Source organism: Corallococcus sp. AS-1-12 (assembly GCF_020036995.1).
Lineage (GTDB): Bacteria > Myxococcota > Myxococcia > Myxococcales > Myxococcaceae > Corallococcus.
Genome location: NZ_JAIQDD010000002.1, coordinates 147,925 through 166,165 on the forward strand (window position 1 = coordinate 147,925; position 18,241 = coordinate 166,165).

The following is an 18,241-nucleotide window of genomic DNA, read 5'->3' on the forward strand; positions in this document are numbered from 1 at the left end:
AGCCAGCCCATGCTGGAGCGTTTCAGCGACAAGGTGAAGAGGGGCCTGCGCGGCTGGACCGAGCGCATGGCCGGCGAGCAGCAGTCCGACCAACTCCAGGCCCTGGCCCGGACGGAGAACGAGTACGGGGTGGACCCGTTCGGGTTCAACCTGGACTACAGCCTGGCCGCCATCGCCCCGTTCATGTGGCTCTACCGCCACTACTTCCGCGTGGAGGCCTACGGCGCGGACCGCATCCCGGCGGGGCGGGTGCTGCTGGTGTCCAACCACTCCGGCCAGCTCCCCCTGGACGGCGCGATGATTGGCATCGCCCTGATGGTGGAGGGCAACCCGCCGCGCGCCATCCGCAGCATGGTGGAGAAGTGGGTGCCGTCCCTGCCGTACGTCTCCACGTTCATGGCGCGCGTGGGCCAGATTGTCGGCACGCCGGAGAACTGCCGGCGGCTGCTGGAGGCGGAGGAGGCCATCCTGGTGTTCCCGGAGGGCACGCGCGGGCTCAACAAGCTGTGGCCCCAGCGCTACCAGCTCCAGGAGTTCGGCCTGGGCTTCATGCGCCTGGCGCTGGAGACGAACACGCCCATCGTGCCCATCGCCGTGGTGGGCGCGGAGGAGCAGGCGCCCGCGCTGATGAACCTGAAGCCGGTGGCGAAGCTGCTCGGCTTCCCGTCCTTCCCCATCACCCCCACGGGCACGCCCTTCCCGCTGCCCACGAAGTACCGCATCTACTTCGGCGACGCGCTCCACTTCACCGGCCGCGCGGACGACGAGGACAGCGAACTGGACAAGAAGGTGCGCACCGTGAAGGCCTCCATCCAGGCGATGCTCCACCAGGGTCTCAAGGAACGCCGGGGCGTGTTCTGGTGAGCCCCGCGAACGAGGAGAAGGACGGCGCGGTGGACAAGCGCCCGGCCGTCGTCGTCACCGGCATCAGCGGCAACCTGGGCCGCACGCTGGCGAAGCTGCTGCACAAGCGCGAGCGCATCATCGGCATCGACCGGCGCCCCTTCATCGGGAAGCCGAAGGACGTCGAGATGCACCAGTTGGACCTGCGCAAGAAGAAGGCGGAGGACGTCTTCCGCAAGAACGAGGTCCGCGCCGTCATCCACATGGGCATCATGCATGACCCGCGCATGAGCGAGGAGGAGCACCACTCGTTCAACGTCGTGGGGACCACGCGCCTGTTGGAGTACTGCGCGAAGTACGGCGTGAAGAAGGTGGTGGTGCTGTCCTCGGCGAACGTCTACGGCCCCAGCCCGGACAACTCCAACTTCCTCACGGAGGACGCGCCGCTGATGGCCGCCAGCCGCTTCTCCGGCGTGCGCGACCTCATCGAAGTGGACATGCTGGCGCACAGCTTCTTCTGGAAGCACCCCGACATCGAGACGGTCATCCTGCGGCCCGTCCACATCGTCGGGCCCACCATCAAGAACGCGCCGTCCAACTACCTGCGGCTGCGCCACCCGTGGACCATGGCCGGCTTCGACCCCATGGTGCAGCTCATCCACGTGGAGGACGTCGCCCGCGCCATGGTGGAGGCGCTGCGCCCGGAGCCCAAGGGCGTCTACAACGTCGTGGGCCCCGGCCAGGTGCCCCTGTCCGCCGTCCTGCGCGAGCTGGGCCACACCGCGATCCCCGTGCCACACCCCGTGGCCCGGCCCCTGTTGGGCCTGATGTTCCGCTACCGGCTGGCCAACTTCCCGCCGCCGGAGCTGGACCACATCCAGTTCCTCTGCGCCGTGGACGGCAACCGCTGGGTCCAGGACGTGGGCTGGAAGGCCCGGCACTCCATGCGCGACACCATCCGCTCCGTCGTCGGGGAGTAGCGGCTTTCCGTGGGGCCCCGCGCCGGTTCCCTGACAGTCATGTCAGGGGGGACGTGGCGGAGTGGCAGGGAGGGCCTGACAACACTGTCAGGCATGGGACGGTGGCGACGGGGAGTGAGGGCCGCCAAGTGCCTGAATTCCCGTGGGAAGCGGGGGTGGGGCAGGGGGGCTCGGCGGTTGGCACTCGCATTGCTCTAGAGACCAGGCAACACGGCGGGGTCGCAGCGGGCCGGAAGTACCGCGCGACATCGTCACCCTGGTAGGGGGTTCCATGGGGGAACCCTCGACGCCCATCGTCTCGGCCGGCCCCGAGACGGTGGGCGACTTTTTTGCGGGCTACGGGGACGGCGGCGCCGCCTGGGGCTCCAGCTCTCCGTCGAAGGGCCCGGACTGCTGCTTCTCCAGCAGCCAGACGCCGTCCCGGAAGATGAACTCCGAGGTGACGGTGTCGTTCTGCTCGGTGACGGAGGGCAGGCGCATCCACTGGATGCGGCTGTGGACGGTGGCGCTCCGGCCGTCGTCGGCGAGCTTCACGGCCTCGATTTCGTAGTCGGTGACGGTGAGGTCGCGGTCGTCGTGGAGTTCGCGGCGCTTGCGCTCGAAGTCCTGGCGCTCCTCGGGGACGAGGAAGGTGGACAGGGTACGGTAGTTCCTCCAGCGCAGGTTCTTGTGGAAGCCCTCGACGACGGGGCGGAGCGCTTCCAGGTCCGACTTGGGCGGGGTGTGGGCGCAGGCCCCACCGAGGACCAGGGCGACCATCAGGGCAGACAGGCGTTTCATGGCCGCGACGCTAGCAGCCGCTGGGCGGAACGGACGAGGGCAGTGGTATGGTCCGCGCTCCCCCGCTTAGCGCACCGGAGTCGCGACTCAACATGGCCAAGTCGATGGTGGAGCGTTACGAGCAGCTCCTCCGGCAGGACCCGACCTCTTCCGTCTTCGTGGAGCTGGCGAAGGCGTTGCTGGAGAAGGGAGACGCGCAGCGCACCATCGAGGTGTGCACGGAGGGCATCTCCCACCACCCCACGTCCATCGTGGGGCGGGTGCTGTGGGGCAAGGCGCTCATCCAGTTGGGGCGGCCCGCGGAGGCGATGGAGCAGTTCGACCAGGCCATCGCCATCGAGCGGGACAACCCGTACGCCTACAACCTCATTGGCGACGTGCTCCTGCAGCGCGGGCTGTACCGCTCCGCGCTGCCGATTCTTCGCAAGGCCGTGGCGCTGCAGCCCAACAACGGGCGCGTGAAGCAGTGGTTGGATCAGGCCCAGCAGGCGCTGTCCGGTGGACCGGCCCCCATCTTCGAGGACCTGGGCGTCCTGGCGACCCCCGCGGCCGCGCCGGAGGAGGACGCGCCGGAGCCGCCGGGGCCGGAAGCCGCTCCGTCCGCGTTCGAGGCGCGTGCCGCCGCGGCGGCGGGACTGGAGCCGCGCCGCGCTGCCCGGACGGAGACGCCGGCGGGTGGAACGGACGCGCAGGCGGCCTCCAGGGTCGCCTCCGTCGAGGCGCATGGCGGGCCCACGGCTCCCATCGGGACGCCGGTGCCGGAGGACGCGCGGGGCCCCGTGGAGGCGGGTGAGCAGGAACTCGGTGCGCCACGGGATGGCGCGAATCCGATGGATGCTGCGTCCGGTAGCCCGTCGGATCCAGGGCAGGAGCCGGGTTCGGGCCGGGGGCGTGCGGCGTCGGGCGAGGGCGCGGATCCGGCGAGCGAAGGAGCTTCGGCCTCGGGCCAGGAGTCCGGTACGGACGCCCCCGCGGATCCGGTGGCCGCCGCGCCGTCGGATCCGGAGCAGGGTTCGGAGGTTCCTCCCGCTTCCGTGCAAGCGGCGGATCCGGGGGCCACCAGCCGCAAGCGCGGGTCCGGGATGCTGGCGGATCTTCCAGACGCTCCTCCCTCGGATGAACCCTCCGCGTCGCAGGGCGGGGGACTGCTCGGGGACCTTCCGCCTCCGGAGGCGGTGCGGGCCCGCCCGGCCGCGCCGGTGACGCAGGCTCCGGTCGCTTCGGCTTCGGGTGGCAAGCGCTCGCTGCTGGACGACATCCCGGACGCGACGGAGCTGGCGGCGGCCGCGGCCCGCAACAAGGCGGCGGCGAACGCGAAGGACACGGAGGCGCTCGCGGCGAAGTACGAGCGCGAGATGCACGAGAAGATCGCCAAGGAGCGGGCGAAGCAGTCCCTCCTGGAGCGCTATGGCGCGAAGACCGTGGCGCTCTTCGTGGCCCTCATCTTCCTGGGCGCGAGCGCGGGCTTCTTCATCCTCTACCGCTCCCGCCAGGGCGGCCAGACGCTGTCGGAGACGCTGGAGCTCGCGAAGCGCGCCGTGGCGCAGGACACGGGCGCGTCGCTGGACGAAGCGCTCCGGCAGCTCGACCGCGCTCGTGACATGGACGAGGCGAGCCCCGCCGCCTGGGCGCTCGCGGGCTACGCGCACGCGCTGCGCTACCTGGACCACGGCGCCAACGCGGAGGACCGCCGGCTCGCGCTGGAGGCGCTGGAGAAGCCGGGCGTGAAGGACGGCTTCAACGGCCTGGTGCTGGCCACCAACGCGCTCGTCGCCGACGACCGGGCCCGCGAGGCCGCGAACCGCGCGCTGCTCGCCTCGCAGGACGACGTGACGGAGGTGCACGCGCTCGCGGGCAGCCTGCTCATCGCCGCGAAGGACGAGAAGAAGGCCCTGGACCGCTTCGACCGCGCGCTCAAGGCGTCGCCGGGCAACGTCCGCGCGCTGGTGGCGCTGGGCCACTACTACCTCGCCTCCGAGGACTTCGCGCAGGCGCTGGAGATGTTCAAGCGCGCGCGCGACGTCTCCAAGGAGCACCCCGCCGCCCGCATCGGGATGGCGGAGAGCCGGCTCGCGCTGGAGCAGGACCTGGACGCGGCGCTGGCGGACGTGGCGCCGCTCGCGCAGGACCCGAAGCTGCCCCCCGCGCTCCAGCCCCGTCAGCAACTGGTGCACGGCGAAATCCTGTCCGCGCTGGGCAGGTACGACGAGGCGCGCCCCCTGCTGTCCAAGGGCACGCAGGGGCCGCTGGCCATGGACTTCCAGTTGGCGCTCGGGGCCGCGGGCCGCGCGGCGGGCAAGCTGGAGGCCGCGCAGCAGGCCTACGAGGCCGCGCTGACGCTGCAGCCCAAGAGCGAGGCCGCGAAGGAGGGCCTGGGGCGCACGCTGCTGGACCGCGACCGGGAGAAGGACGCCCTGCTGCGGCTGGAGGCCGACGGGGGCCGCAAGGTGTCGCTGGTGCGGGGCGCGGCGTACGCGCGGCTCGGGGACTGGAAGCGCGCCCGCGCGGAGCTGGGCAAGACGCGCGTGAACGACCGCTATCCGCCGGAGGCCGTCGCGTGGCTCGCGCTGGCGGACGCGCACGAGGGCAACGCCGCCCAGGCGCGCGACGTGCTGGAGAAGGCCGTGGCCAAGAAGCCCCGCACGGACCTGCGCGTGGCGCTGGGGCAGGTGTACTGGCGCGAGCGCGCGCTCGACAAGGCGCAGGCCCAGTTCGACGAGGCGATGAAGGACCCGCGCGACTACGAGGGCGCGTGCTCGCTGGGGCGGCTGCTCCTGTCTCGCGGCCTGCCGGACATGGCGCTCAAGCCGCTGACGCAGGCGGTGGAGCGCAACGGCTCGCACGGCGAGGCCCGCGACGCCCTGGGCCGCACGCTCCTGGCGCTGGGCCGCACGCCGGAGGCGCTGAAGCAGTTCGAGGCGTGGCAGTTGGACAACCCGGGCAGCGCCGCCGCGCAGAAGGGCTTCGCGCTGGCGCTGTTCCAGTCCGGCCGCCGCAAGGAGGCGGAAGGGGCGTCCGGCCGGGCGGTGAAGCTGGCGCCGGACGACGCGGAGGGGCAGCGGCTGCGCGCGGCGCTCCTGTTCGCCAACGGCGACGCGAAGGGCGGCTTCTCCGCGCTGGAGCGCGCCAACAAGCTGGACTCCAAGGACCCGGACACCTTCTGCGAAATCGCCCAGGCGTTCCTGCGCCAGGGGCAGGTGGAGAGCGCGGACGCGGCCTTCGCGGCGGCGCGGCGGGAAGGGCCGGACGCGACGTGCGGCCGCGTGGGCGAGCTATACACGCAACTGCCGGGCGGTGGCCGTGGCGCGGCGCGCACGCTGCAGGACCTGGCCGACAAGGCGCCCACCGTCTGGGACAAGGCCTTCGCCCAGGTGACGCTGGCGCGGGTGCTGCTGGGCGCCGGGGCCGTGAAGGAGGCCCGCGCGGCGGCGGACGAGGCCGTGCGGCTCGCCCCCTACAACGGGCGTGCGTACCTGGCCCTGGGCCTGGTGGCCTTCAAGCAGCGCCAGGAGGCCCCCGCGCGCGAGGCGCTGGCCAAGGCCGTGGAGCTGGAGCCCACGGACGGCCTGGCGCACCTGGCGCTGGCGGACGTGCTGGTGCGCGAGTCCTCGGAGCTGCCCCGGGCGGTGGAGGCCTACGAGGCCTTCCTGAAGCTCGCCGGGGGGGCGCCGGAGGCGAACCGGGTGAAGAAGGCCCTTCCGCTCCTCAAGCGCCGGGCGTCGCGCTAGCGTGGTCGACGTGAGCGACCCGCGGCCCCCGTCCTCCCCCCTGCTGAAGGTCATGTGGGGCAACGCCTTCCTGCTGTCGGTGCTCTACCTGCTGACGGGCATCGTCGTGGAGTCCATCCGGCGGCGGTACCACGCGCCCTTCTTCGAGCGCCTCTCCATGGCGCTCGACTCGCTGCCGGCGCGGGCGCTGGAGCTGGTGCGCGCCATGGAGCCGCTGCGCGAGGCGTACTTCACCGGCCGCATCACCGACCTGGGCGTGCGCTTCGTCTTCGGCCTCGTCACCGTGGCGGTCATCTTCCTGCTCGCCCTGGTGGTGGGCGCCCTCATGGCCGTGCTGCGGTGGGCGCTGCTGCGCGCCACCCGCGGCGGTGAGGGCCCTCCGCCCGGCGGCAACGGCTAACGGCGCGACTTCGCCTTGCGGATGCGCGGGGCCACGGGCGAAGCCTGCGGCTCATGGCCCGCCGCGCGCGCCATCAGGCAGATGTCCACCACCTTGGGGCCGAAGCGCTCCCAGCGGCTCTCCCCGGTGCCCTTCACCGCGAGGAAGGACTCCCGGTCCACCGGCAGCGCGGCGGCCAGCCCCAGGAGCGTCGCGTCGTTGAAGATGATGAAGGGCGCGATGCCCAGGTCCTTCGCCAGGTCCTTGCGCCAGCGGCGCAGCTCCGTGGACGCCAGCTCGCTGAACGCCATCACCGGCGCCCCGGCCGCGGCCGGCAGGGAACGCGAGGCGGAGCCGGACGGCTTGGGCATCATGCTGCCCGCGCACCGGTCGCACTTGCCGCACACCGCCGCCGCGTCCGCCTGCCCGAAGTAGCGCAGGATGAACGCGCGCCGGCACTTCGGCGTGTACGCGTAGTCCGCCATCCGCTTGAGCATCAGCCGGTTGAGCCGCTCCTGCTCGCGCACCTGGGACAGGTCCACCGACAGCTCCCGGAACGGCACGCGCTCCAGCGCGCGGATGGAGCGCCCCGCGAACGGCCGGCGCACCCGCACCACGCCGGACTTCTCCAGCAGGCCCAGCGCGTGCCGGACGTCGTCCTCCGTCAGCCCCGTGCGCCGCGCGAGGATGGGCAGCTCCGTGGTGGCCTGCCGCCCCACGGGGAAGGTCTCCAGCAGTGAGCGCAGGAGCCGCTGGGACTCCGCCGCGTGCGGCTGCGCGCTGGCGGCCTTGTCCGTCAGGGTGATGCCGTACTCGCCCTCGCCCCGGCCGCCGCGCTCCAGCTTGCCCTCGCGCTCGAAGATCTTGAGGGCGGCGGAGACCTCGAACTCGCTGGCGCCCACCATGCCCGCGAGCGCGTGCACGCCCCGGTCGAACTCCTCCACGGCCTGGAGCTGCGCCCAGATGTCCGACAGCACGGACTCGGAGGGGTGGCTGCCTTCGATGAGGCGCTCCTGCGTGTACACGTCCGCGTGGTTGAACAGGAGCACCGCCGTGGCGGGGTTGCCGTCGCGGCCCGCGCGGCCAATCTCCTGATAGTACGCCTCCACGGCGCGGGGGATGTTGGCGTGCGCGACGAAGCGGATGTCCGGCTTGTCGATGCCCATCCCGAAGGCGTTGGTGGCCACCGCCACCGCCTCCTTCGCGGACATGAAGTCGTCCTGCGCGCGGCGGCGGGCGTCGTCCTCCATGCCCGCGTGGTACAGCACCGCCTTCACCTTGCGCGTGACGAGCGCGGAGTGCATCCCTTCCGCCGCCTTGCGCGTGGAGCAGTAGATGATGCCGCTGCCGCCCTTCGCCGCCAGGCTCGCGCACGCGTCCCGGCGCTCCTCGTCCCCGCTGACGTTCACCACGTCCAGGAAGAGGTTGGGCCGGTCGAACCCCTGCGCGAACACCGCCGGGTCCTTCATCAGCAGCACCCGGACGATGTCCTCGCGCACCTCCGGCGTCGCCGTGGCGGTGAGCGCCACCGTGCGCGGGGGCCGCAGCCGCTTGCGCACCTGTCCCAGAAGCGCGTAGTCCGGCCGGAAGTCGTGGCCCCACTGGGAGATGCAGTGCGCCTCGTCCACGGCGAACAGCTCCACGCCCAGCCCCGCCACCAGCTCCAGGAAGCTTGCGCTGCGGAAGCGCTCCGGCGCCACGTAGAGCAGCTTGTATTCGCGGGCGCGCAGCTTGCGCAGGCGCTCCGCCCGCTCCACGTCGGACAGGGACGAGTTGATGTACGTGGCCGCGATGCCCTTCGCGGTGAGCTGCTCCACCTGGTCCTTCATCAGCGCGATGAGCGGCGACACCACCAGCGTGATGCCCGGCAACAGCAATGCCGGGAGCTGGTAGCACAGGCTCTTGCCCGCGCCCGTGGGCATCACCACCACGGTGTTGCGGCCGCTGAGGACGGAGCTGATGACGGGCGCCTGGCCGGGGCGGAACTCCGACAGGCCGAAGTGCCGCACCAGTCCCTGCTGGGCATCTTCGAGGAAGGGCAGGGACTCCGTCATCGCGCGCATGTTCATCATCCTGGATGGGCCGTCAACGCCAATCCCCTCTGGGTTGCCGGCGCGCCCCGCGTCACAGCTCGAGCCCCGGAGGAAGGGGAACCGCCAGCGCGGCGCGTTTCAACGCCACCTCCCGCCGCAGCGCCTCCGTCCGCTCCGGGTCCAGGCGGCCGTCCACGACGAAGTCCCCCTCGCGCACGCCCGGTGGCAGCCGCCAGCGCTCCACCTTGCACGCCTGCCCGGCGTCGGTCCGCACCACCTGGGCCCGCGTCTCCTCCAGCACCTCCACCCGGAGGGGGCCTTCCTCCAGCCCCAGCAGCACGCACGCCACCATCACCAGTCCCCGCCCGACACGCACTTGCGCCGCCCCTCCCGCTCGCTGTCCGGCAGGATGCCCCGCTCCAGCATGGACACGAACGCGCCGTCCCCCACGACGACGTGGTCCAGCAGCTTCACCCCCAGGATGCCCGCGCCCCGCGCCAGGTGCTCCGTCAGCCCCACGTCCTGGACGCTGGGCTCCGGGTCTCCGGAAGGGTGGTTGTGCGCGAACACGATGGCCGTGGCCCGCGAGGCGAGCACCGCCGCGAACACCTCCCGCGGGTCCACCGGGCACGCGCTCAGCGTCCCCTCCGCCACCCGGGCGTCATGCACCAGCACGTTGCGCGGGTTGAAGCACAGCACGTGGAACACCTCGCGCCGGAGCGCGCCCAGCGTGGGCGCCAGGTACGCGTGCACCTCCTTCGGGTTTCGCAGCCGGGGCCGCTTCTCCGGGGAGCGCTGCGCGCGCCGCCCCAGCTCCAGCGCCGCCAGCAGCCGGGACGTGCGGGCCGGCCCCACGCCCCGCCGCGCGCACAGGACGCGCGGATCCTCCTGCACCAGCGCCTTGAGCCCGCCCTTCGCCACGCCGTCCGCCGCGTCCCCCAGCCCCTCCGTCCACAGGAGCCCCAACAACTCCAGGTCGGTGAGGGCCTCCGCGCCCAGCCGGAAGAGGCGCTCGCGCGCATCCCCCAGTCCCGCGCCTCTCGCCCTCACCGACCTGCCACCCGTGGCTTCCCCTTCGCCCGGCTCCGCCCACGCCTCTCCACCTTGTTCCATCCCGCCTCCGTCCACGCGACGCACGGGCTTGAGCAAGGCACGTGCCCTTCAGCGGCCACTCCGGGGGATGCGGGCGGGGCCCGTCCAGCGGCGCGTGAAGAGGCCCGGTGGCGGGACGGACAGCGGTGCTCCACTCGCACTCCTGGCGTGCGAGGAGCCAAGAAGCGGCAGGGCCGCCAGCTAGAAGCGGGGCCGGGGCCAGGCGCTCCGGGCGGCCCTGGCGAGCTGGCCCTGGGTCAATCCCTCGAAGAGCGCAACCTTCTTGAGGCCAGCGGCATCCATGGGGTCCAGGTTCGTATCATGGCCAGGACGGCGGCGTCTGTTACCGTCCCGGCCCGTCAACGTATGAGCGCAGGAGGCGCCGTGTCGCAGGACAAGATCCAGAAGGTCACCATCATCGGCTCGGGACCGGCGGGCTACACCGCCGCCATCTACGCGGCGCGCGCCAACCTGGAGCCCGTGGTGTTCGCGGGCGGCCCCACCCTGGAGCACCCGCAGCGCGTCCCGGGCGGCCAGCTCATGGTCACCACCGACGTGGAGAACTACCCCGGCTTCCCGGAGGCCATCACCGGCCCGGAGCTGATGGAGCGCTTCCAGAAGCAGGCGGAGCGCTTCGGCACCGTCATCCACATGGAGAACGTCACCAAGGTGGACTTCTCCCAGCGGCCCTTCCTGCTGGAGAGCGAGAGCGGCATGCAGGTGCGCTCGGAGACGGTCATCATCTCCACGGGCGCCACGGCCAAGTGGCTGGGCGTCAAGGGCGAGGACACCTACAAGAACCGCGGCGTGTCCGCGTGCGCCACCTGTGACGGCGCCTTCTTCAAGAAGCAGGACGTGCTGGTGGTGGGCGGCGGCGACACGGCCATGGAAGAGGCCACGTACCTGGCGAAGATCGTCAACCACGTCACGCTCATCCACCGCCGCGACTCGCTGCGCGCGTCCAAGGTGATGCAGGAGCGCGCGCTCAACAACCCGAAGATCTCCTTCATGTGGGACTCCGCGGTGGAAGAGGTGGTGGGCGACGGAAAGGGGATGACGGGCGCCGTGGTGCGCAACGTCAAGACGGGCGACAGCAAGCTGGTGAACGCGCACGGCCTGTTCGTGGCCATTGGCCACACGCCGAACACGGAGCTGTTCCAGGGCATCCTGGAGACGCACCAGAGCGGCTACCTGAAGACGATCCCGGGCAGCACGCGCACCAACATCGAGGGCGTCTTCGCCTGCGGCGACGTGCAGGACAGCTACTACCGCCAGGCCATCACCGCAGCGGGCACCGGCTGCATGGCCGCCATCGACGCGGAGCGCTGGCTCATCGAGCACGGCGAGTAGCCCCCTCCTCCCTTTCCGTCCCGAGCGAGACGACACGCGCATGAAGACGAAGCAGAAGACGGTGGCGGTGCACGCGGGCTCCCGGCTCACCGGGAGCAAGGCCGTGCCCGTCATGCCGCCCATCTTCCCGGCGGCGGTGAACTGGTTCGACAGCAGCGACGACCTGTCCGATGCGCTGGACGGAAAGGACTACGCCTACGCCCGCATCAGCGCGCCCAACGCCGCGCTGCTGGAGGAGGCGGTGGCGGCGCTGGAGGGCGCGGAGGCCTGCGTCGCCTACGCCAGCGGCATGGCCGCGCTGCGCTCGCTGTTCGACGCGCAGCCGTGGAAGGCCGGAGACGTGCTGGTGATGCCCACGGACGGCTACGGCGTCACGCGGGCGCTCTACAAGAACCTGTGCGCCCGCTGGGGCGTGGAGCTCAAGCCCCTGGACGTGACGTCCCCGGACGCGCCCGCGCGCATCCGCGAGTGGCGCCCGCGCCTGGTGCTGGCGGAGAGCATCTCCAACCCGCTCCTGCGCGTGCCGGACATCCGCGCGCTCGCGCAGGCCTGCAAGGACGCGGGGGCGGTGTTCGCGGTGGACGCGACGTTCCCGTCGCCCTTCGGCCAGCGCGCGCTGGAGCTGGGCGCGGACTACGCGGTGCAGTCCACCAGCAAGTGGCTCAACGGCCACAGCGACGCGCTGGGCGGCACGGTGAGTGGTTCCAGGGCGCGCATCGACCCGCTGCGCTCGGCGCGCATCCTGTCCGGGGACGTGCTGGGCCCCTTCGAGGCGTGGCTCACGCTGCGCGGCCTGCGCACGCTGCCCGTCCGCATGAAGGCCCACAACGAGCACGCCGCCCACGTGGCGAAGCGGCTTGCGGACTCGCCGCTCCTGGAGCGGGTCATCTACCCCGGCCTCTCCTCCCACCCGGACCACGCGGTGGCGGCGCGGGTGCTGGAGGGCGGCTTCGGGCCCATGGTGGCGTTCGAAATCAAGGGCGCGGGGCAGAAGGAGGGGGACCGGTTCCTGGAGGCGCTTCGCGTGGCGAAGCCCGGCCCGTCCCTGGGGGACGTGGGCACGCTGGTGATGCACGCGGCCAGCGCCAGCGCCCGCCGGATGACGCCCGAGGAGCGCGCCCACGCGGGCATCCGCGACAGCCTCATCCGCGTGTCCGTGGGGCTGGAGGATCCGGACGACGTGGCGGACGACCTGCTCGCCGCGGTGGCGAAGGGGGCCGGCCGGTGAAGATGGTGGACGTCGGCGACAAGCCGAAGACGGACCGCGTGGCGGTGGCCACCGCGCGCCTGCGCATGCTGCCCGCGACGCGGGAGCGCATCCTCGCGGGGCAGGTGGAGAAGGGGGACGTGCTCGCGGCGGCGCGGCTCGCGGGCATCATGGCCGCCAAGCGCACCCCGGACTTCGTACCCCTGTGCCACCCCATCGCGCTCGCGGGCGTGGACGTGACGCTCACGCCCGTGGACGAGGGGCTGGAGGTCCGCGTGCGGGTGAAGACGGTGGACCGCACGGGCGTGGAGATGGAGGCGCTCACGGCCGCGTGCGCGGCGGCGCTCACCGTCTATGACATGTGCAAGAGCGTGGACCGCGGGATGGTCATCGAAGCGGTGCGGTTGGACCACAAGTCCGGCGGGCGCTCCGGCACCTGGGAGCGCGAGCCCGCCTAGCGCTTCGCTTCCGCGCGCAGCCGCTCCAGGAAGAAGGCCACCACCACCAGCGAGTGCGTGATGTGGCCCTCCAGGATGAGCCGGGGCAGGTCCGCGCGCGGGTGCAGCTCCACGGCGATGTCCTCGCCGTCATCCGGGTCCCCGTCGCTCACGCGCTCGCAGTCCAGCGCCAGGTACGTGTGGCAGCGGTTGGTCTGGAAGGCCGGGTTGGGGTGCACGACGCCCAGCGCCTCCAGCCGGCCGGCGCGGTAGCCCGTCTCCTCCTCCAGCTCGCGCGCGGCGGCCACGGCCGGGTCCTCGCCCGGGTCGATGACGCCGCCGGGGGCCTCCAGCGTCGCCGCCTCGATGCCGCAGCGGAACTGGCGCACCATCACCAGCTCGTCCTGCTTCGTCACCGCGATGACGTTCACCCAGTCCGCGCAGTCGATGTGCACGCGGGGGTGCTCCAGGTTCGTGCGCGGATCCATCACCACGTCCTCGCGCACCTTCACCACCGTGAAGTCGTGCTCCAGCCCCCGGCGCAGGCGCGGCCAGGGCTTCACTTGGGACTTGGGCGACTCGGGCGCGGAAGGCATGCGGGCGGGTTTCCTTTGCTTTCAGTTGAGCAGCTCGGCGCGCTCGCGCAGCTCGCGGGCGGACATCTCCAGGCGCTCGCGGTCCGGCGCGTCCGGGGACAGCTCCAGGCAGCGCTCCACGTCCTTGAGCGCCGCGCGGAAGGCGCCCAGCGTGGTGAGCAGCGACGCGCGGGTGCGCAGCTCTCCGGGGTGGTCCGGGGCCAGGAGCAGCAGCAGGTCCACCACCGCCAGCCCCTGCTGGCTGTCGTCGCGCCCCAGGTACACGCGGCGCAGGTTGGACAGCATGCGGTACGCGATGAGCTCCACCGGCGCGGGCGCGAGCATGGCCCGGTCGAACTTGAGCTGCGGCGCCACGCGCTTGAGCAGCTCCTCGCAGCCGTGCTCCGTGAGGATGTCGCCGTGGTGGAAGGGGTCCATCACCAGCTTGTGGTCGCCCGCGTCGCACGCCACCAGGAAGTGGCCGGGGAAGGGGACGCCGTACAGCGGGATGCCCGCGCGGCGCGCCACCTCCAGGTAGAGCACCGACAGCGTGATGGGCAGCCCCACCTTCCGCTCCAGCACCCGGTCCAGGAAGCTGTTGTCCGGGGAGTGGTAGTCGTCCTCGTTGCCCCGGAAGCCCTCGATGTCCGCGAGCACGTGGCGCAGGGCGCGCAAGGGGGCCAGGGCCTCGCCCTTGTCGCGCAGGCGCTCCGCCTCCACCTGCACCCGCGCGGCGAGCGCGTCCAGCGTCCTGAGGCACGCCGGCGCATCCAGGTCCTCATGGCCCAACGTCGCGATGGCCAGGGCCGCCAGGTCCAGCCGCGGTGGATCCGCGGCCAGGGAAGACACCAGCCGCTCACGCGCCAGCGGAGGGCCGAAACCAGAGGGAAAGCTCACGGTGCGCACCAGTAACCCACGGAGGCTCCTCACGGCAAAAGCAGGCAGCCGAGCATCAGGTGCCCGGAGGTGCCGGAGGCAGCCGGCCCTTGATTTCCGCGCGCAGGGCCATCTGGGCTGAAATCAGCCCCGCCAGGATGCCGTCCTCGAACTCGAAGGTCGGGTGCTCCTTCAGCTCCGGGAAGTCGTGCGGGTTGCGCAGCTCCTCCGGCCCGATGTTGGGCACCGCCTCGCGCGCCAGCTTGAGCACCTTCGCCTGCTGCTGGGCAATCATCCGCTCGTAGAGGGGGGAGGCCAGGGCCAGCAGCTCGTTCGCCGTCTCTTCCGTCATGGTGTGTGCCTCTTGCATCACTCTTGGGCGATGTCCCACTTCATCCGCCGGTACGTGTAACGAAAGGACTCGGCGTTCGCTTCGACGGCGTCCCCCGGGCCCTCCCGCCCGTCCAGGAAGGCGACGAAGTCGAACTGCCGGCCGGGCTGGCCGTACTCGGCGTCGAACACGCGCACGATTTCGTTCGCCGGCAGCGTCCTGCGCCCCGCCACGCTCACCAGGGGGATGTCCAGGCCCTTCATGTCCTTCGACGGGGCGTAGGACTTCCACACCAGCTCCGTGCACACCAGCGACTGGTCGGAGAAGAAGTCGAAGTTGAAGTCGTACGGCCGGCCCTGGAAGGTGAAGGCGCGCAGGATGGCGCGGGCCTTGTCCACCGGTGACAGCCGGGGCCGCAGCACGCCCAGGTAGTCCACGTGCATGCCGTGCTCCACGCCGGTGAAGCTCACTCCCTCGCTGATGGACTCGATGATGCGCAGCGGGTCCCCGTGCGCGTCCTTGCCGGTGTACTCGGCCCACTTGGCGGGGAAGGCCTTCGCCAGGTGGGCGGTGAACGTCTCCGGGCGGCCGGGCAGGGTGGCCACCCAGGCCTTCACCCCCGGGTCCGCGTCGAACGCCAGGGAGAGCTCCCGGGCGGTGCCCACGTACAGCTCCGCGTGCGGCCAGAAGCCCGGCAGCCCGATGTTGGACAGGAACCAGTTCTGCCGCGCGACCATCACGTCGCCCGGGGCCATGCGCGGCAACAGCGCCAGCACCTGCTCCCGGGAGATGAGCGGCCTGCCGGAGCGGTGCACGCGCGTGTCGCCCATCCACTCCGCCACCGTCTTCTGCACCGGGAACACCGCGCGGGCGGTGGTGTCCTGGGTGAGGTCCGCCGCGGCCTTGGCGAAGAGCACCGGGCCGCGCTTCAACAGGCGCGCGCGGGCCGCCTGGCTGTCCCGCCGCATGGCCTGGAAGAGCGCGGGGACGCCGGGCTCGGTCAGCACGCCGGACTTCGCCAGCACCGGGTGCAGCGTGGCGCGGTAGCCGTCGCCCGTGAAGAGCTGCGTGCTGGTGCCCACGTGGACGACCTTCTCCTTGAAGCGGCTGAAGGCGCGCGCGGGCAGGCCGTACTCGGGGCCGGGCTCGTCCAGCAGCACCTTCACCTGGTCCTGTCCCCCGGTGAGGTCCGCGAAGGCCATCCCCTGCGCCAGCTCCGACGCGAGCGCGGCGTGGGTGAGCAGGAAGCCCCAGGCGTGCTTCCTCGGCTGGGTGAGGGCGGGCACCTTGAGGAAGTCCCAGTAGCGCTGGCGCACCACCTCCGTGGAGACGAAGCAGTCGAAGAAGGCGGCCCAGGTGGACACCAGGAGCTGCTTCTCGTCCGGGGTGTACGGCACGTCCTTGCCGCGCTGGTACAGCGCCCTGGAGCGGAAGGCCTCCTCCTTGAGCCGGTGCAGCCCCTCCGTCCCCTGGCGCAGCGCCTCCAGGTCCCGGCGGGCCTGGGCGACGAAGGCGGCGTCGTCCAGCGCGTAGACGTCGCGCGGCGCCTGCTCGGCGGCGGGAGCGGGGGGCGGCGCTTCGGCGGGGGGGCTGGCGAACGTGAGCCAGGCGGCGAGCAGGGAGGCTGCGGACATCAGGGAGGACACTCCGGCGGGCGTTGGCGCGGGAGGACTCTACCCCGAAGCGGACGCGGGCAAGACGGCCGGTCCCCTGCCTGCCCGGCGTCTTGGGAGGTGGCGGGCGACAGGGTGGCCCGGAGCGGGCGCCATCCCCAGGTTGAGGCATGGATGGCCGCCCGGGCACTGGAAGCTCCGGGCGCAAGAAAGGTGGAAGACACGATGGCTTACGGAAAGGCGGAGGATCCCTCGCGCTCCATCACCCCGCACCTGGATGGGGTGGAGTACCCGGCGACGCGCGAGGAACTCGTCGAGGCCGCCGCGGACAACGAGGCCCCGGTCGACATCATCAACATCCTCAAGTCCCTGCCACAGACGGAGTACATGCTGCGCGAGCACGTGCTGCGCGACCTGGCGGAGGCCGAGCGCCGCTTCGCGATGAACGGCCTGAAGGACGACGATGGCGTGGACCGCGACCGGCGCAACATCGGGCGCGACCGCATCGAGGGTGCCTCCGAGGGCGAGACGCGCCACCCCTAGTGTCGCCTGCGCGCGGACACTCCACGCAAGGACGTTGCAAGACGCTCGCGGGCGCCCTGGCTTTCTGCCAGCGTTCGCGAGCGCATGCGTACGGGCCTTTCGTGGAGCTGTCTGCTGCTGTCGCTGGCCGCCGCCGGGTGCACCTCCCGGTATCCGCCGCTCAACCCCGCGCCGGGGCTGCCGCCGCCGGTGCGTCTGGACTTCAAGCCCCCCGTGGACCGCCTCCTCACCGAATCCGTGCGCGCCACCCGCACCCTCCAGCGCGAGGGCCGGCCGGAGGTGCGCGACGAGGCGGCCTTCACCACCGAGACCCGCTTCACCCCGTCCGACGGCGGCTGGCGCGTGGCCCAGGCCGTGCGCACCCCGCGCCAGGCGCATGACGGGCACGACGTGCCGTCCCTGTCCGGCGCCGTGCTGGAGCGCTTCACGCTGCGCATGCAGTTGGCGGCGGACGGCACCTTCGTGAAGCTGGTGGGCCCGGAGGCCGCGCGGGAGGCGCTGCGGCAGGTGGCGCCCGAGGGCACCGGCCTTCCGGAGGTGGAGCGCTTCTTCAGCCCGGAGGCGCTGGAGATCCGCACGCGCCGCGAGTGGGAGGCGAAGTACGCGGGGCTGCTCCAGCGCAACCTGGTGGAAGGGCAGCGCACCTGGGCGGTGGACTCCGTGGACGTGGACGGCGAGGAGCGCGCCTATCTGCTGGAGCGCACGGTGCAGGGCACGCGGCTCACGTCGTTCGGCGACGCGGTGGTGCTGACGCTGAGGTGCCTGGACGCGCTGCCCGCCCACGCCCCGGCGGAGCTGAAGGCCGCGTGGGCGGAGGCCGGCTCGCCCGAGCTCTCCAAGGGCGTGACGTGTGAAGGCGAGCAGGTGGTGACGTGGGCCCGGTTCATCCCGGTGCGCCGCCTGCTGAAGGTGAAGGCGGTGGGGGCGGGCGGCACGCTGACGCTCACCACCGAGTCCCAGGCGGAAGCGCTCCAGGAGGAAGGGCCATGAGCCACGACGAGTACCTCATCGAGACCGAAGCGGGTGTGAAGCACGTGGTGCAGGAGGCCCGGCGCGTGGCGGTGCTGGGCATCAAGACGGAGGACCACTCCGCCCAGCCCGCGTACTACGTGCCGGAGTACCTGGCGAAGGCGGGCGTGGACGTGGTGCCGGTGCCCGTCTACTACCCGGACGCGAAGGTGATTCTTGGCAAGCCGGTGTACCGGCGGCTGGTGGACATCCCGGGTGACATCGACCTGGTGGACGTGTTCCGCAGGCCCGGCGACATCGACCAGCACGTGGACGACATCATCGCCAAGAAGCCCAAGGCGGTGTGGTTCCAGTCCGGCATCCGCAACGACGACGCGGCGAAGAGGCTGGCCGCCGCCGGCATCCGCGTGGTGCAGGACCGCTGCCTGATGGTGGACCACCGCCGCTACAGCGGGCGCTGACGGCCTGGAAGAACCACGGCCCTCCGCGCCCGGCAAGGGCACGG

Annotated in this window: 18 protein-coding genes; 10 read left to right on the plus strand and 8 right to left on the minus strand. The window is 72.0% G+C overall.

Going from position 1 to position 18,241, the window contains the following annotated elements:
* The first annotated feature begins 9 nt into the window (after window positions 1-9).
* Window positions 10-864, plus strand: coding sequence for a lysophospholipid acyltransferase family protein (locus tag K8556_RS02965; protein ID WP_223738492.1), 855 nt, complete (start codon window positions 10-12; stop codon window positions 862-864).
* Entirely contained in the window at window positions 861-1,823 is a 963-nt protein-coding gene (locus K8556_RS02970; RefSeq protein ID WP_223738493.1) for an SDR family oxidoreductase, read from the plus strand. The genes K8556_RS02965 and K8556_RS02970 overlap by 4 nt, the downstream gene beginning before the upstream one ends.
* A gap of 336 nt (window positions 1,824-2,159) precedes the next feature.
* On the opposite strand, the gene K8556_RS02975 is transcribed toward K8556_RS02970, so the two are convergent.
* Entirely contained in the window at window positions 2,160-2,603 is a 444-nt protein-coding gene (locus tag K8556_RS02975; RefSeq protein ID WP_223738494.1) for a hypothetical protein, read from the minus strand.
* A gap of 92 nt (window positions 2,604-2,695) precedes the next feature.
* Between K8556_RS02975 and K8556_RS02980 the strand changes: the two genes are divergently transcribed.
* Both K8556_RS02980 and K8556_RS02990 read left to right on the plus strand, forming a co-directional pair.
* On the plus strand, window positions 2,696-6,331 hold the full coding sequence (locus K8556_RS02980) for a tetratricopeptide repeat protein (RefSeq protein WP_304503926.1): 3,636 nt from the start codon (window positions 2,696-2,698) through the stop codon (window positions 6,329-6,331).
* Window positions 6,332-6,383: 52 nt separating this feature from the next.
* Complete coding sequence (locus K8556_RS02990) at window positions 6,384-6,731, plus strand: hypothetical protein (protein ID WP_223738814.1); 348 nt, start codon at window positions 6,384-6,386, stop codon at window positions 6,729-6,731.
* On the opposite strand, the gene K8556_RS02995 is transcribed toward K8556_RS02990, so the two are convergent.
* The 3 genes from K8556_RS02995 to radC are packed head-to-tail and all read right to left on the minus strand — an operon-like array spanning window position 6,728 to window position 9,856.
* Complete coding sequence (locus tag K8556_RS02995) at window positions 6,728-8,782, minus strand: ATP-dependent DNA helicase RecQ (protein WP_223738495.1); 2,055 nt, start codon at window positions 8,780-8,782, stop codon at window positions 6,728-6,730. The two genes, K8556_RS02990 and K8556_RS02995, sit on opposite strands and share 4 nt — an antisense overlap.
* A 52-nt stretch (window positions 8,783-8,834) precedes the next feature.
* Window positions 8,835-9,095, minus strand: a complete 261-nt coding sequence (locus K8556_RS03000) for a DUF3006 domain-containing protein (protein WP_223738815.1) — start codon at window positions 9,093-9,095, stop codon at window positions 8,835-8,837.
* Window positions 9,095-9,856 carry a DNA repair protein RadC gene (gene radC, locus K8556_RS03005; protein ID WP_223738496.1) on the minus strand — a complete coding sequence of 254 codons (762 nt, stop codon included), beginning with the start codon at window positions 9,854-9,856 and terminating at the stop codon, window positions 9,095-9,097. Before radC ends, K8556_RS03000 begins: the two co-directional genes overlap by 1 nt.
* A gap of 345 nt (window positions 9,857-10,201) precedes the next feature.
* On the opposite strand from radC, the gene trxB reads away from it, so the two are divergent.
* From trxB to moaC, 3 genes are read left to right on the plus strand one after another with little or no spacing between them, the layout of a single operon-like run.
* Complete coding sequence (trxB, locus tag K8556_RS03010; protein WP_255651339.1) at window positions 10,202-11,185, plus strand: thioredoxin-disulfide reductase; 984 nt, start codon at window positions 10,202-10,204, stop codon at window positions 11,183-11,185.
* A 40-nt stretch (window positions 11,186-11,225) separates the two neighbouring features.
* On the plus strand, window positions 11,226-12,413 hold the full coding sequence (locus K8556_RS03015; protein WP_223738498.1) for a PLP-dependent aspartate aminotransferase family protein: 1,188 nt from the start codon (window positions 11,226-11,228) through the stop codon (window positions 12,411-12,413).
* Window positions 12,410-12,850, plus strand: a complete 441-nt coding sequence (gene moaC, locus K8556_RS03020) for a cyclic pyranopterin monophosphate synthase MoaC (protein ID WP_370639881.1) — start codon at window positions 12,410-12,412, stop codon at window positions 12,848-12,850. Before K8556_RS03015 ends, moaC begins: the two co-directional genes overlap by 4 nt.
* Here the strand turns inward: moaC and K8556_RS03025 are convergent.
* The 4 genes from K8556_RS03025 to K8556_RS03040 form a co-directional block, all read right to left on the minus strand.
* Complete coding sequence (locus K8556_RS03025; RefSeq protein ID WP_223738499.1) at window positions 12,847-13,425, minus strand: NUDIX hydrolase; 579 nt, start codon at window positions 13,423-13,425, stop codon at window positions 12,847-12,849. The genes moaC and K8556_RS03025 overlap by 4 nt on opposite strands.
* A 21-nt stretch (window positions 13,426-13,446) precedes the next feature.
* Window positions 13,447-14,271: a SirB1 family protein gene (locus tag K8556_RS03030; RefSeq protein ID WP_223738817.1), complete on the minus strand. Its 825-nt coding sequence runs from the start codon at window positions 14,269-14,271 to the stop codon at window positions 13,447-13,449.
* Between the two features lie 85 nt (window positions 14,272-14,356).
* Window positions 14,357-14,632: a hypothetical protein gene (locus K8556_RS03035; protein ID WP_223738500.1), complete on the minus strand. Its 276-nt coding sequence runs from the start codon at window positions 14,630-14,632 to the stop codon at window positions 14,357-14,359.
* 17 nt (window positions 14,633-14,649) lie between these two features.
* Window positions 14,650-16,245, minus strand: coding sequence for a YiiX/YebB-like N1pC/P60 family cysteine hydrolase (locus tag K8556_RS03040; protein WP_223738501.1), 1,596 nt, complete (start codon window positions 16,243-16,245; stop codon window positions 14,650-14,652).
* A gap of 204 nt (window positions 16,246-16,449) precedes the next feature.
* Here K8556_RS03040 and K8556_RS03045 point away from each other — a divergent pair, with 204 nt between their 5' ends.
* The 3 genes from K8556_RS03045 (at window position 16,450) to K8556_RS03055 (ending at window position 18,197) form a co-directional block, all read left to right on the plus strand.
* Window positions 16,450-16,767 (plus strand): DUF2795 domain-containing protein, encoded by a 318-nt coding sequence (locus tag K8556_RS03045; protein WP_120551507.1) that lies wholly within the window; start codon window positions 16,450-16,452, stop codon window positions 16,765-16,767.
* Window positions 16,768-16,851: 84 nt separating this feature from the next.
* Window positions 16,852-17,757 carry a hypothetical protein gene (locus tag K8556_RS03050; RefSeq protein ID WP_223738502.1) on the plus strand — a complete coding sequence of 302 codons (906 nt, stop codon included), beginning with the start codon at window positions 16,852-16,854 and terminating at the stop codon, window positions 17,755-17,757.
* The gene (locus K8556_RS03055; protein ID WP_223738503.1) at window positions 17,754-18,197 is read left to right on the plus strand and encodes a CoA-binding protein; all 444 of its coding nucleotides are present in this window, start codon (window positions 17,754-17,756) and stop codon (window positions 18,195-18,197) included. The genes K8556_RS03050 and K8556_RS03055 overlap by 4 nt, the downstream gene beginning before the upstream one ends.
* Window positions 18,198-18,241 lie beyond the last annotated feature (44 nt).

Coding starts and splice junctions, on each gene's coding strand:
- K8556_RS02965 (WP_223738492.1), top strand. CDS start 10: ATGCTGGAGCGTTTCAGCGACAAGGTGAAGAGGGGCCTGCGCGGCTGG.
- K8556_RS02975 (WP_223738494.1), bottom strand. CDS start 2,603: ATGAAACGCCTGTCTGCCCTGATGGTCGCCCTGGTCCTCGGTGGGGCC.
- K8556_RS02980 (WP_304503926.1), top strand. CDS start 2,696: ATGGCCAAGTCGATGGTGGAGCGTTACGAGCAGCTCCTCCGGCAGGAC.
- K8556_RS02990 (WP_223738814.1), top strand. CDS start 6,384: ATGTGGGGCAACGCCTTCCTGCTGTCGGTGCTCTACCTGCTGACGGGC.
- K8556_RS02995 (WP_223738495.1), bottom strand. CDS start 8,782: ATGATGAACATGCGCGCGATGACGGAGTCCCTGCCCTTCCTCGAAGAT.
- K8556_RS03000 (WP_223738815.1), bottom strand. CDS start 9,095: ATGGTGGCGTGCGTGCTGCTGGGGCTGGAGGAAGGCCCCCTCCGGGTG.
- radC (WP_223738496.1), bottom strand. CDS start 9,856: ATGGAACAAGGTGGAGAGGCGTGGGCGGAGCCGGGCGAAGGGGAAGCC.
- trxB (WP_255651339.1), top strand. CDS start 10,202: ATGAGCGCAGGAGGCGCCGTGTCGCAGGACAAGATCCAGAAGGTCACC.
- K8556_RS03015 (WP_223738498.1), top strand. CDS start 11,226: ATGAAGACGAAGCAGAAGACGGTGGCGGTGCACGCGGGCTCCCGGCTC.
- K8556_RS03025 (WP_223738499.1), bottom strand. CDS start 13,425: ATGCCTTCCGCGCCCGAGTCGCCCAAGTCCCAAGTGAAGCCCTGGCCG.
- K8556_RS03035 (WP_223738500.1), bottom strand. CDS start 14,632: ATGACGGAAGAGACGGCGAACGAGCTGCTGGCCCTGGCCTCCCCCCTC.
- K8556_RS03040 (WP_223738501.1), bottom strand. CDS start 16,245: ATGTCCGCAGCCTCCCTGCTCGCCGCCTGGCTCACGTTCGCCAGCCCC.
- K8556_RS03045 (WP_120551507.1), top strand. CDS start 16,450: ATGGCTTACGGAAAGGCGGAGGATCCCTCGCGCTCCATCACCCCGCAC.
- K8556_RS03050 (WP_223738502.1), top strand. CDS start 16,852: ATGCGTACGGGCCTTTCGTGGAGCTGTCTGCTGCTGTCGCTGGCCGCC.
- K8556_RS03055 (WP_223738503.1), top strand. CDS start 17,754: ATGAGCCACGACGAGTACCTCATCGAGACCGAAGCGGGTGTGAAGCAC.